Source organism: Marinobacter sp. L-13, assembly GCF_056857715.1.
Genome location: NZ_JBSXNQ010000066.1, coordinates 16203 through 29863, shown reverse-complemented (window position 1 = coordinate 29863; position 13661 = coordinate 16203). Strand labels below are relative to the sequence as shown.

The following is a 13661-nucleotide window of genomic DNA, read 5'->3' as shown; positions in this document are numbered from 1 at the left end:
CTGATGAATCTTAAACGTTATCTGCCGATTCTGGACTGGGCGCCAACATACGGCCGTGATCAGGCCACCAGTGACCTGGTGGCCGCGATCATCGTCACCGTCATGCTCATTCCCCAGTCGCTGGCCTATGCTCTGCTGGCCGGGTTGCCCGCCCAGGTGGGGCTGTACGCCAGTATCCTGCCCCTAGTGATTTACGCCGTCTTCGGCACCAGTCGGACCTTGTCCGTCGGGCCTGTGGCCGTGGCCTCGCTGATGACGGCGGCGGCCCTGGCACCGCTGGCCGAGGCGGGAACTCCGGAATACGTGGCCGGTGCCGTTCTGCTGGCCGTTATGTCGGGGCTGATGCTGACGCTGATGGGGGTGCTTCGGCTCGGGTTCCTGGCCAATTTTCTGAGTCACCCTGTGATTTCCGGCTTTATCACGGCCTCTGGCATTGTGATTGCGGCCAGCCAGTTGAAGCATATATTCGGAATTCAGGCCTCCGGCCATAACCTGTTGGAAATCGGTCAGTCACTGTTCCAGTCCATTGGCGATACCAACCTGGCCACCCTGTCTGTTGGCGCCGGGGCGCTGTTGTTTCTGGTGCTGGCCCGCAAACGCTTGAAGCCACTTCTTATGGCGATGGGCCTGGCACCGAGAATGGCCGACATTCTGACCAAAACCGCGCCCATTCTGGCGGTTCTGGTGACCACCCTGGTGGCCTGGCAATTCCAGCTTGATGGCCAGGGTGTGCGACTGGTCGGGAATGTACCCCAGGGGCTCCCGGAGTTCACCATGCCGAGCCTGGACATGGGCTTGTGGCAGCAACTGGCGGTCAGCGCCTTGCTGATCAGCGTTGTCGGTTTCGTGGAGTCGGTGTCCGTGGGCCAGACTTTGGCGGCCAAACGGCGCCAGCGCATCGATCCTGACCAGGAGCTGATCGGCCTGGGGACCGCCAACCTGGGTGCCGGCTTTTCCGGGGGTATGCCGGTTACCGGTGGTTTCTCCCGTTCCGTGGTCAACTTTGATGCCGGGGCCGAGACCCCGGCCGCTGGCGCCTACGCCGCGGTCGGTATTGCCATGGCGACGCTGTTTCTGACACCGGCCATCGCGTATCTGCCACAGGCGACGCTCGCCGCCACTATTATTGTTGCGGTAGCCACACTGATTGATCTTCCGGCCCTGGGTCGAACCTGGCGCTATTCCCGCACCGACTTTGGAGCCATGCTCGCAACCATCGTGCTGACCCTGGTGCACAGTGTCGAGGCCGGTATTATCGCCGGGGTGGCGCTGTCCATCGGGCTGTTCCTGTATCGAACCAGTCGGCCCCACAGTGCGGTTGTTGGCCGTGTGCCCGGTACCGAGCATTTCCGCAATGTGCTTCGTCACGATGTTGAACTGTGCCCGAAGGTGACCTTCCTCCGTGTAGATGAGAGCCTGTACTTTGCCAATGCCCGGTTTCTCGAGGAAACCGTGATGGATCTGATGATCCGGGAGCCAGAGCTCAAGGACCTGGTGCTGGTGTGTCCGGCAGTGAACCTGGTGGATGCCTCTGCGCTCGAAAGTCTGGAGGCCATCAACGAGCGTATGAAAGATGCAGGGGTCAGATTGCATCTGGCGGAAGTGAAAGGCCCGGTAATGGACAAGTTGAAAGGGACGGAACTGCTTTCCCATCTGGGTGGCGAGGTTTTCCTGAGTACTTATGAAGCCTGGCAGCGCCTGACCGACCTCGGCAAACTCGAAAAACAGGTCGCCTGATCAATCTGGGCTCGCTTGCACCGGGGGTGGGGCGAGCCGCTAAGATGTCATTCCCGACCCCGTTGCTGCGGTAAGTTCACTATGGGCATGACTGAAAACCTGCTATCCACCAGCCAGTGGATCATCACGCTTCTGCTCTTTCTGGTGATTCTGGTCCGGGCGCTGCGCTCGATTGACTGGCAGGCCTTTCGCAAGGACAACGCACTCCAGCACTCGTTCTTCGGTGCTGCCGTGGTGCTGGGTTTTGTCTGGCAGTTGCGGGCCGGCATTTCACCCGGCCTCGCCATCCACGTTTTTGGTATCACGGTGATCACGCTGATGCTGGGGTGGGCCCTGGCAGTGCTGGCGGGCCTTATGGCACTGGTGATCACGGTGATCACCGGTCGCGAGCCTCTGATCATGTTTGCCGCCAACGGGCTGATCACGGTGATGGTGCCTGCCATTGTCAGCCACGGCATCATGCTGTGGGAGCGCCGTCGGGATTTTCGGAACTTCTTCGCCTACATCTTCTTCTGCGGGTTCTTCGGTGCGGGCATTTCTGTAGCGGCGGCCGGCACGGTCATGTGTCTGATGCTATGGACCAGCGGCGTCTACACGTTTGATGAACTGGTGCACGAGTACATCCGTTACCTGCCACTGTTCATGATTCCTGAGGGATTTGTGAACGGCACCTTTGTAACCGGCCTGATGGTGTTTCATCCCGACCGGCTGACCACGCTGGACCAGAGACGGTATCGCTAGGGTGATCCGCCCTAGCGACCCTCGCCCCGGGCCACAACGGGATTGAGCATGTCACCGCTCTTGCCGGACTCTGCCTGTGCCCGCCAGTGACGGGTCCAGTCCAGCACTTCACCGGAAGGCATGGGGCGGGCAATGCCGTAACCCTGAACGAAATTGCAGCCCATCCGGCGCAGTGCCCGGGCATGCTCCATGGTTTCCACGCCCTCGGCCAGAACCGGGTGGGCGAACCGCTGGGCCAGGAAGATTACGCTCTCCACAATGGCATGGTCGCTGGCATCCTCAAGCATGTTCCGAACAAAACTCTGGTCGATCTTGATAATGTCCACCGGCAGGGTGCGCAAATAGGTCAGCGATGAGAAGCCGGTGCCAAAATCGTCCAGCGCCACCTGAAGGCCAAGGCTCTGGCAATGCGCCAGAACATTGCTGGCCCGTTGGGTATCCTCCAGGGCGGTTGATTCCAGAACCTCCAGGGTGATCTGGCCGGGCGCTATCTCGGGATGGCTGTGCAGATAACTCTCAAGATAGTCGGCAAAGGAGCGGTCCATCAGGTGCGGAGCGCTGATGTTGATGCTGACCGCCAGATCCTCGCCAGCCTCTTTCCAGGTGTTCATCTGGTGAATTGCTTCTTTCAATACCCACTGTCCCAGTGGTACTTCCAGATGACTGTTCTCCACAATCGGCAGAAACTCGCCCGGTGAGACAAGCCCTTTCTGGGGATGATTCCAGCGGATCAGCGCCTCGAAACCGAACAGCTGGCAATCGGTCACGCGGATCTGGGGCTGGAAAAACAGTTCGAACTCCTCGTTTTCCAGAGCACGTGTGAGTTCCATCAACTGGTTGCGTCGCTTCCGGCGATGTTCGTCCAGCCCGGGATCGAAAAAGTGATACTGGTTGCGGCCTTTTTCCTTGGCGGAATACATGGCCTGGTCGGCGTGACGAATAAGGCCTTCTGCCTCTGATCCGTCTTCCGGGTAGCGGGTGATGCCAAGACTGGCTGTGAGGGTGACGGTTTGATCGCCCACGGCCACGGGGTCGCCTACAGTGGCCAGGATCCGCTGATACACCGCATCGTGGTTGTCGTCCCCCTGCAGAAGGAGGACGAATTCGTCGCCACCGATGCGAGCCACGGTGTCGCCGCTCCTTAGAGCACGGGTCAGTCGCTCGGCAAGGGTTCTGAGGGCCTGGTCGCCCGCCAGATGGCCCCATTTGTCATTGATAGCCTTGAAGCCATCCAGGTCCAGATAGCACACGGACACAGTGCGATGTTGCCGGTCGGCGTGATTACGGGCCGTGCGCAGGCGCTCTTCCAGCAACTGGCGGTTGGGCAGGCCGGTCAGGTCGTCGTAGTTGGCTGCCCGGTCCAGCTCACGCGCATGGTTCTTGAGCGCCGTGATATCAGAGAACGCTGCCACGTGGTAATACTGCCCCGGTTCCTCCAGATGGACACGGCTGATGGAAAGCAGTTCAACATACTCTTCACCGTTTTTCCGCCGGTTCCAGATTTCGCCCCGCCAGTGGTCGGTTTTCTCGATGGTGCGCCACATGGACCGGTAGTATTCTCCGGAGTGGCGACCAGAGCTGAGGATCGCCGGGTTCAGTCCCAGCACTTCCTGCCGGCTGTAGCCGGTGATCCGTGAAAACGCGGGATTCACATCCAGGATCCGATTGGACTGGTCGGTGATCAGGATGGCTTCGTGGCTGCGATCGAACACGCTGGCCGCGATGCGCAGGCCCCGTTCGCCGTGCTTCCGGTCCGAGATATTGTTCTGAATGGCGATAAAGCCGGGTGCGACGCCCTGTTCGTTGCCGATTGGAACGCAATAGGTATGCACCCAGTAAGGTTCGCCGGCCCGGGTGTAATGGAGGATGTCTTCCTCAATGACCTCGGCCTTGTGCAGCTTCTGGTTGATGCGTTTGATGGTGTCAGGGTCTGTGTCCGGCCCGTACAGCACTTCCTTTGGCAGACGTCCGCGCACCTCCTCAAGCTGATACCCCGTGTGCTCCTCAAAACTGGGGTTTACCCATTCAATGCGACCGGCATCATCCAGCATCACCAGAAAATTGGGTGTGACCGACGCAATCATTGCCAGGCGATTGGGGTCGATGTCTGCGGGCGGTGCAATCGTGGTGGGGGATCTGGGCATGAGAGTCAGTAATGTGTGCTCCGGTGTGTCAATTTACGAACTCCCCTCCCTGTGAGACCTGTCGTAAGTGTCAGGGCATGCTACCGGAATAGACCTGAAAAGCCATGGGTAAATGGTCTGGATGAGTTGATAGATGTCAGTTTTGCGCCAATTACCTATCGGTCAGCGCCAGCGCGAGTGTTTCTGGAGTTTGCGTTGCAGGGTGCGGCGGTGCATGTTCAGAGCCCGGGCCGTGGCAGAGACGTTGCCCTCGTTCTCGTTGAGAACCCGCTGGATATGCTCCCACTCCATTTCCTCGACTGAAGGCGGCTCCGCCCGGAGATCGGGTGGTGCATCGATCGGCTCGAATCCGGCCAGCAACTGGTTGACCGTTACAGGTTTGCACAGATAGTTCACCGCGCCCCGGCGCATGGCCTCGACCGCCGTGGCGATACTGCCGTAACCGGTGAGCACCAGTATTTCGAGATCCGGATGCAGGTCCAGCAATTCCGGTAGCAGTTGCAGTCCGCTCTCACCGGCCAGGTTCAGATCCAGAACGCAGCGGTGAAACGTTCCGTTCAGCAGAGCGTTTTTTGCCTCCTGGTGCCCGTGGGCAAGCTGGGCCTCAATACCCTGGCGGGCAAGTGAACGCTGAAGCACTTGCAAAAAAGCGTCGTCGTCATCAATCAGTAGCCAAGCCTGTTGTTTGCTCACGCCTGTTCTCCCCATGGGCTGTTGGTCGCTGACGCTATTGGCAGCTCAATGATGACGGTGGTGCCTTCGGCGCTGCCGCGGGCTTTCAGGTTACCGCCAAGACGCTGGATGGTAGCGTTGGAGAGGAAAAGGCCAACTCCCAGCCCGTTCTCTGAACTGACCACCCTCTCCCCGAGCGTACCTTCCGGGGTGGATTCCAGACCGTCGCCGTGGTCCTCGACAACCAGTTCCATCAGGCCGTCGGCACTTTCCCGGGCGGACACGGCGACCCAGGACGGGCTGGCTGTCACCGCGTTGGCCAACACATTGAGCACGGCCTGATCGAGGGTGGCGTCCACGGCAACCGGGGCGTCCAGTACCGGCTGTCGCCATTGAATGGGGGCACCCGGCCAGAGGAGAGTGGCTGATTCCCGAAGGCGTGCGACCCAGTCCCGGGCGGGGAGGGTTTCCAGTTGCGCGGTCTTGGCCTCAACGGCAGCTCTCGACAGTTGTTGCAGGTGGGCACTGCAAAGACCCAGTTGACTCTCCATCAGCGCAAGATCGTCTGCCATTGGCGCACCCCCCGGAACTGAGGATTTCATTTCCTCCACCAGCAGCGTCATGGTGTTCAGCGGTGTGCCCAGGCGATGGGCGACGGCCGCGGCGGAAAGCCCCAGGGCGATGATCTGCTCATCCCTAAGCCGTGTCTCCCGTATCTGCGCAAGCTGGGCCTGTTGCTGGCGCAAACGTCGGGCGAGAGCGCCGACAACCAGGAGCAGGATGGCGGCGGTTGTGGCGAAGGTGACCCACATGCCTACCAGGTGCAACTGGGCGAGGTTGGCGCTGTGATGTTCATGGGTCACCGGCGTATGCCAGATCACCAGTGAGGTATAGACCGCCACCCCGGCAACGGTGACGGCAATACTCTGGCCCATTGGCACCAGCACAATGGCAACGGCGATGGGCAACAACAGCAGGGAGACCAGAGGATTGGTGTAGCCGCCCGTCAGGTAAAGCCAGGCTCCGATCATCAGCAGATCGACGATGAGCACCAGGCTGACGACCCGGGTCGAGCGGGGCGGGCGTCGGGTAAACCAGAGCCAGGCCAGGGTTGCCAGAACGCCGTATGCCATTAGCAGGATAACCGCTTCGGCACGATGGGCCAACGTGACCATGGTTTCTGCCACGGCGATCGAAATCAGCTGCAGCGCAACAATAGTCAAACGCATGCCCAGCAGATAGCGGGCAGTTTGTTGAAATCCGGTCTGTGAGTGGGTCAGCCATTCCATACCGGGCATTCTAGCCGTTTTTTACGCCGGGATACGCGGTAATACCTCCGAGGGGATGCGGCATTTGGTCTCAGGCGCAAGCGCCGGCTGACCTTTATGATTGGCGCCAACTATCTGAGCTGGTCAGGACAAGGTTGTATGGCGACGGTAATTGGAGCGCGTTTTATCGGATTGTGTGCTGCGGGATTGGTTTCACTGCCCGCCGGGGTGATGGCCCAGGAAATTTCACCCGAGCTACCCGTGATCCGGGTGACCGAAGGGCAAAGCATTGAAGAGGCGTCGAGCCAGTTGGCTCCAGAACCGGTCGAACGTTTGTCTGCCAATCCCTCAGTGTCTCTTTCCCGAATGGGTGGACGCGGGCTGGAGCCGGTTATCCGGGGCCAGAGTCAGGAGCGGGTGGATGTGCTTCTGGATGGCGTTCGCGTTGAAGGCGCCTGCCCGAATCGCATGGACCCGCCCACCAGTCGTCTGAGTTCGGCGCTGGCGCCCTTGCTGGAAGTGCGCACCAGTAACCAGACCCTGCGCTGGGGCCCTATTTCCGGCGGCCAGGTGGTTGCGACCACGGTCGCGCCCGTGTTTGACGGTTCAGGCGCGACGGGTCATCTCACCGTGGGTGGTACAGACAACGGCAATGGCAAGCTGGTCAATGGCAGTGTCGCAGTGGGTAGCGACAGTGCCTGGCTTCGCCTCGCAGGGGGATACGACGAGGCGGACGATTACGAGGACGGCGACGGAAACGAGGTCCGCAGCGCCTACAAGAACTCCGAGGCTCGCCTGGATGCGGCGTGGAAGGCGGATAATGGTTTCTTCATCAAGGGTCTGGTGAGCCGGCAGGAAGAGCGGGATGTCAAATACGCCGGCTCCGGCATGGATGCGCCAAAAACCGATACCGACATCATGCGCCTGGAGCTTGGTTCTCCGGTGGCGAACGGCAACTGGAACCTGCTGGCCTGGCAGGCGGATGTCGACCACATCATGGATAACTTCAGTCTCCGTGAATCCATGATGAAAATGCTGACGGATTCCGAGACCGAAACCCGGGGCTTGCGTCTGACCCTGGATCAGAGCCCGGATGCCCGAACAGACTGGGCCATTGGCGCCGATATTGAGACCAATAACTGGTACGCCGAACGGTTCGGGGGAGCCAATCTTGATGTGCTCACCTCCGTACTCTGGCCCGACGTGGATCGAGACCGCTTCGGCCTCTTTGCCGAGCGCTTCTACCGGGTAACTCCCGAATTGAAGCTTGGCGGTGGCGTGCGCTACGACCGCGTGGAAATGTCTGCAGCGGCAGCCGATGATGTGTTCGGCAGTGGCATGATGGCCATGTCCGCGGCCGACGCCTACGAGTCGATCTACGGCACCACGAACACCGATGTTGCCGATGATAATTTCAGCGGTTTTGTCAGCAGCGATTGGCGATTCTCTCCGGTCCAGTCGATGGTGGTTACGGCCAGCCACAGCGTCCGCAGCCCGGGCGTGACGGAGCGTTACATTGCCAGCTGGAACAACATGGACCCGTCCAGGCGCTGGGTGGGCAACCCTGCCCTGGACCCTGAGACCCACCGCAAGCTGGAACTGGCGATGCCCGGCCAGAGTAACGGCTGGAACTGGCGCCCGGCTGTGTGGGTGGATCAGGTGGATGATTTTGTCCTGCGTACCCGCAATGCTGACCAGGTCAGCGTCTACCGCAATATTGATGCGCGCCTGATGGGCGTTGAAGCACAGCTTGGGTGGAACAACGGCACCTGGAACACCAACAGCAGTCTGGCATCGGTACGGGGTGAAAATCGCGACGATAACCAACCGCTGCCGCAGATTCCGCCGGTGCAGTTTATTCAGACCCTCGGCTGGCAGCACATGGGCCATGCCCTTGAACTGGAGTGGGTGCTGGCCCGCCGCCAGGATCGCGTGGATCTGGAATCCGGTCAGGATCCCGGCACGTCACCGGGTTATGGCGTGCTGAACCTGTCCGGCAGTCACCCTCTTGCAGGCTATCTGAGTGTCACCTGGGCCGTGGATAACGTGTTCGACAATACCTGGGCACCTCACGTCAGTCGGGCCAACACTGATCCATTTAATCCCGAAGCCGTAAGAGTTAATGAGCCTGGCCGGACCCTGCGTGCCGCACTGACAGCCAGGTGGTAAGACCTTGTATGGCGGTTACCCGTTTCTCATAGCTGGCGGGTGACATTGATGCCCCGGGTGGATCCAACTCCTCCACCCGGGGCTTTTTTATGGCTGGTCAAAAATTGCGCTACCTCAATTCCGGAAATGGAATCCTGCACTATGCTGTTTTCATGCAGATCTGGACCAGTAGCGCTTGGCTGCTGAGGATGTGTTCGGCTTCTTGAGGTTCCCGGGCGGGACCTGTCTGCATCATGCGATTGCACTATGCGATTAAGGAAAGGAGACGCATCGTGACTGAAGATGAACAGTTGCCAGAAAACCTCGAGAACGACCTCGCCTCGCGATTCCCCACGGCTTACACCATTCTTTTCGGCCTGATTATTCTTGTTGCCGCGCTGACCTGGATAATTCCCGCCGGGCAGTACGAGCGCGCCATGAATGAAGAAGTCGGACGGGAAGTGGCGGTGCCGGGAACCTACCAGACCGTCGAACCAAACCCGCAGGGCTTCGTTGATGTGATGCTGGCACCGACAGCCGGGTTCTACGACCCCGACAGTTACGTCGCCAATGCCATCGATGTTGCCATGTTCATCCTGTTTCTGGGCGGTTTTCTCGGTGTGATGAATGCGACCGGGGCCATCGATACCGGCATCCGAAGCGCGATGCGGCACCTGAAGGGCCATGAGATCTGGATGATACCGATCCTGATGGTGCTCTTCGCCATCGGTGGCACCACCTACGGGATGGCAGAGGAAACCCTGGCGTTTTACGCCATTCTGATACCCGTGATACTTGCGGCCGGCTACGATGCCGTGACCGGGGTCGCCATCATCCTGATCGGCGCCGGCATTGGTGTGCTGGGTTCCACCATTAACCCCTTTGCCACCGTGATTGCAGCCAATGCCGCGGGCATTCCGTTCACTGACGGTATCTTCCTGCGATTTGTTCTGCTGATTGGTGGCCTGTTGATCTGTATCGGCTACGTGATGCGATACGCGCACAGGGTAAAAACCGATCCGTCGCGATCGGTGGTCGCCAGGCAATGGCCGGCGCACAAGAAACTCTTTCTGCAAGGCGATGATCAGGAGATTCACAGTGCCACCCTGACAACCACCCAGATTGTTGCCCTGGTGATCTTTGCCCTGACCTTCGCCGTGATGATCTGGGGTGTGTCTTCCCAGGGCTGGTGGATGGCCCGGATGGGTTCCCTGTTCTTTGGTGCGGCCATTGTGATCGGCATTATTGCCCGCCTCGGTGAAAAGAAACTGACCGGCAGCTTTGTCGATGGCGCCCGGGATCTGCTCGGGGTTGCTTTGGTGGTTGGCCTGGCACGCGGCATCGTGGTGATCATGGAGCAGGGCATGATTGCCGATACCATACTGCACAGCGCTGAAACCTCCCTGGGCGGCCTGCCGGAACTGGCCTTTATCAACCTGATGTTCTGGATCGAGGTGGGCATGAGCTTCTTCGTGCCCTCGTCCTCAGGCCTGGCCGTGCTGTCCATGCCGATCCTCGCGCCACTGGCGGATTTTGCCAACGTGGGGCGGGATCTGGTGGTGACCGCCTATCAGTCTGCCAATGGCCTGGTAAACCTGATCAACCCGACCTTTGCGGTGGTGGTTGGGGGGCTCGCGATCGGGCGGGTGTCCTACGATCGCTGGCTCGCCTTCATCTGGCCTTTGCTGCTTATCCTGACCGTGTTTATCACGGTAGTCATAAGCCTGGGCGCCATGCTGTGAGCATTCGGCAAAAGGAGCTTTGTCATGTCTGAACACACACTTGGAGTGCACTCTGAAACCGGGAAATTGCGCCAGGTCATCATCTGCCGGCCCGGGCTGGCGCACCGACGTTTGACCCCATCCAACTGCGATGCCCTGTTGTTTGATGATGTCTTTTGGGTCAAACAGGCCCAGAAAGATCATGACGTGTTTGCCAGCGTGATGCGTGGTCGGGGCGTTGAGGTTCTGGACGTCAACGAGTTGCTGGCGGAAACGCTTGCCATTCCCGAAGGCCGTGCCTGGATTCTCGACCACCGGATCAACTGGAACCACATAGGCGTGGGCATGGTGTCGGATTTGCGGGCCTGGATGGATGAACTGCCAGAGAAGGCACTTGCTGAATTCCTGATCGGTGGTCTGGAGGTGGGGGATCTGCCGTTTGATCCGGTCGGTCTGTTCGGCAACCATCTGGGGCGCTTCGGGTTCGTATTGCCACCGCTGCCCAACTTCCTGTTCACCCGGGACAACAGCGCCTGGGTGTATGGTGGGGTGACTCTCAACCCGATGTACTGGGCTGCCCGCAAGCCGGAAACCCTGCTGATGGCTGCCATCTACCGATTCCACCCGAAATTCGCGGGCAAGGTTAAGGTGCATTGGGGCGATCCTCTGGCGGATCACGGTCTGGCCACGCTTGAGGGTGGGGATGTCATGCCGCTGGGCAACAGAACGGTGCTGGTGGGCATGGGCGAGCGAACCTCGCCTCAGGCCATCGGCCAGCTGTCAAAAGCCCTGTTTGATGGCGGCATGGTGGATCGGGTGATTGCCTGCCAGTTGCCCAAAACCCGTTCGGCCATGCATCTGGATACCGTGTTTACCTTCTGTGGCGGCAACGTGGTCACCGCCTTCAAGGAAGTGGCAGATGCCGTGATCTGCTACGACCTGCGCCCCGGCGAGGGAGCGAAAACACTGGCCTTCAATCAGGATTCCCGGCATCTGTTCGAGGTGGTCGCGGAGATTCTGGGCTACCCGGCTCTGGAGGTCGTGGCAACGGGTGGCGACACGCCCGAAGAGCGTGAGCGGGAGCAGTGGAACGACGGCAACAACGTGCTGGCCCTGAGCCCCGGTGTGGTTGTCGGCTACGATCGTAACGACGATACCAATGCGGCCCTGGCGGCTGCGGGCATCGAGGTTCTGGCAATACCCGGTGCGGAGCTGGGCCGGGGTCGGGGCGGCGGTCGGTGTATGAGTTGCCCGACCATCCGGGATGCTGTCTGATAGCCAAGGAGAAACGTTATGGCATTCAATCTTAAGAACCGGCATTTTCTGACGCTGCGGGATTTCACACCGAAGGAAATCGGTTTTCTGCTGAAGTTGTCTGCGGATCTGAAGACCGCCAAGTATGCAGGCACGGAGGTCCCCAAGCTCGAGGGTAAGGACATCGCGTTGATCTTCGAGAAAAACTCCACGCGTACCCGGGTCGGGTTTGAAGTTGCCGCCTTCGATCAGGGCGCGCGGGTCACTTACCTCGGGCCAACCGGCACTCACATCGGCCACAAGGAATCGGTGAGGGACACGGCGCGGGTACTTGGCCGGGTCTACGATGCCATCGAGTATCGGGGCTTTGGACAATCCGTTGTCGAGGAACTGGCGCAGTACGCCGGCGTGCCGGTCTATAACGGGCTTACCAACGAATTTCACCCCACCCAGATACTGGCGGACTTCCTGACCATGCAAGAGCATGTGGAAAAGCCGCTGCGTGACGTGGCGTATGTGTTCATCGGCGATGCTGCCAACAACATGGGCGACAGCCTGCTGATCGGCGGCGCCAAAATGGGCATGGACGTGCGCCTCTGCGCACCAAAAGCCTGCTGGCCTGGCCAGGCCGTTCAGGAGGAGGCCCAGGCGCTGGCGGCTGAAACCGGAGCCCGCATCACCATCACGGAGGATGTTGACGCCGCCGTTGCGGGGGTCGATTTCGTGTACACCGATGTCTGGGTGTCGATGGGTGAGCCAAAGGAAAAATGGGCGGAACGCATAAAACTGTTGATGCCTTACCAGGTCAATGCCGCCCTTATGGCAAAAACCGGCAATCCCCGGGTTCGATTCATGCATTGTCTGCCGGCCTTTCACAACACCGAAACCGTGGTGGGGAAGGAGATTCAGGAGACCTATGGCATCGACGCCATGGAGGTGACGGAAGAAGTCTTCGAAAGCCCCGCTTCGATTGTTTTCGATCAGGCCGAGAACCGCATGCACACCATCAAGGCCGTTCTCGTGGCGACCCTGGGAGGCTGACATGCTGGTTGTGGCAGCTTTGGGGGGTAATGCCCTGCTGAAACGCGGAGAACCGCTGACGGCAGAGGTCCAGCGTAAAAATGTGCAGATTGCAGCCCGATCGCTGGCTGCGGTCGTTCGGGCCGGTCACGATCTTGTGGTGACCCATGGCAATGGGCCACAGGTCGGGCTGCTGGCTCTGCAGGGCGCTTCCTACAAACCGGATGAGGCTTACCCGCTGGATGTCCTGGGCGCGGAAACCGAGGGCATGATCGGCTATATGATCGAGCAGGAACTGGAAAATGCTCTCGGCCATGACCGGCCGGTCGCGACCTTGTTGACTCAGGTCCTGGTGGATCCGAAGGACCCTGCCTTCGAAAAACCGACCAAGTTTGTCGGACCCGTCTATGACCGCGAGGAGGCTGAGCGCCGGGCAGCCGGTGCGGGCTGGAGCATTGCGCCGGACGGTGACAAATGGCGCCGGGTGGTGCCCTCGCCGAAACCGCTGGAAATACCGGACATGCGGGTACTGAAACTGTTGCTCGATCAGGGCGTGGTTGTGGTTTGCGCCGGCGGCGGTGGAATACCGGTGCTGCGTCGTGACGACGGCAGCATGGTCGGCATTGAAGCGGTTATCGACAAGGATGCTGCCAGTGCGTTGCTTGCCCGGCAACTGGGAGCGGATGCATTGCTCCTGTTAACGGATGTGGATGCTGTTCATCGCGATTTTGGTACCGACCAGTCGACGCCGCTTGCCGAGCTGACCGTGGCCGAGGCGCAGGCGCTGGAAATGCCCGCCGGCTCCATGGGCCCGAAACTGCAGGCCGCCTGCGATTTTGCCGAGGCCGGCGGAGTCAGTGGCATTGGCCGGCTGCAGGACGCCGTGGCCATCCTTGACGGCTCCGCGGGCACCCGCGTATCGGCCGGCTAGCTGTTCCTGCCGTGTTTTCCGGGTG

Annotated in this window: 10 protein-coding genes; 7 read left to right on the top strand and 3 right to left on the bottom strand. The window is 60.1% G+C overall.

All coding sequences use genetic code 11. The annotated features are described in order from the left end of the window. Positions 1-3 precede the first annotated feature (3 nt). Complete coding sequence (locus tag AC13DD_RS18730; RefSeq protein ID WP_069182634.1) at positions 4-1737, top strand: SulP family inorganic anion transporter; 1734 nt, start codon at positions 4-6, stop codon at positions 1735-1737. An 81-nt stretch (positions 1738-1818) separates the two neighbouring features. Continuing rightward, the gene (locus AC13DD_RS18725; RefSeq protein WP_069182635.1) at positions 1819-2478 is read left to right on the top strand and encodes an energy-coupling factor ABC transporter permease; all 660 of its coding nucleotides are present in this window, start codon (positions 1819-1821) and stop codon (positions 2476-2478) included. 11 nt (positions 2479-2489) lie between these two features. On the opposite strand, the gene AC13DD_RS18720 is transcribed toward AC13DD_RS18725, so the two are convergent. The 3 genes from AC13DD_RS18720 to AC13DD_RS18710 form a co-directional block, all read right to left on the bottom strand. Beyond that, a complete protein-coding gene (locus AC13DD_RS18720) occupies positions 2490-4622 on the bottom strand; it encodes an EAL domain-containing protein (protein WP_412536939.1) in 2133 nt (710 codons plus the stop codon). Positions 4623-4784: 162 nt separating this feature from the next. Then, complete coding sequence (locus AC13DD_RS18715) at positions 4785-5315, bottom strand: response regulator transcription factor (protein WP_069182637.1); 531 nt, start codon at positions 5313-5315, stop codon at positions 4785-4787. Then, positions 5312-6583, bottom strand: a complete 1272-nt coding sequence (locus AC13DD_RS18710) for a sensor histidine kinase (protein WP_412536940.1) — start codon at positions 6581-6583, stop codon at positions 5312-5314. Before AC13DD_RS18710 ends, AC13DD_RS18715 begins: the two co-directional genes overlap by 4 nt. A 138-nt stretch (positions 6584-6721) precedes the next feature. Here AC13DD_RS18710 and AC13DD_RS18705 point away from each other — a divergent pair, with 138 nt between their 5' ends. From AC13DD_RS18705 to arcC, 5 genes are all read left to right on the top strand, one after another. Next, a complete protein-coding gene (locus AC13DD_RS18705; protein ID WP_412536941.1) occupies positions 6722-8731 on the top strand; it encodes a TonB-dependent receptor domain-containing protein in 2010 nt (669 codons plus the stop codon). A gap of 272 nt (positions 8732-9003) precedes the next feature. Beyond that, the gene (locus AC13DD_RS18700) at positions 9004-10452 is read left to right on the top strand and encodes a YfcC family protein (RefSeq protein WP_136630676.1); all 1449 of its coding nucleotides are present in this window, start codon (positions 9004-9006) and stop codon (positions 10450-10452) included. Positions 10453-10476: 24 nt separating this feature from the next. Next, positions 10477-11706 carry an arginine deiminase gene (locus tag AC13DD_RS18695; RefSeq protein ID WP_136630677.1) on the top strand — a complete coding sequence of 410 codons (1230 nt, stop codon included), beginning with the start codon at positions 10477-10479 and terminating at the stop codon, positions 11704-11706. A gap of 18 nt (positions 11707-11724) precedes the next feature. Continuing rightward, the gene (locus AC13DD_RS18690) at positions 11725-12726 is read left to right on the top strand and encodes an ornithine carbamoyltransferase (protein ID WP_136630678.1); all 1002 of its coding nucleotides are present in this window, start codon (positions 11725-11727) and stop codon (positions 12724-12726) included. Between the two features lies 1 nt (position 12727). After that, entirely contained in the window at positions 12728-13636 is a 909-nt protein-coding gene (gene arcC, locus AC13DD_RS18685) for a carbamate kinase (protein ID WP_153637089.1), read from the top strand. The last annotated feature ends 25 nt before the right edge of the window (positions 13637-13661 follow it).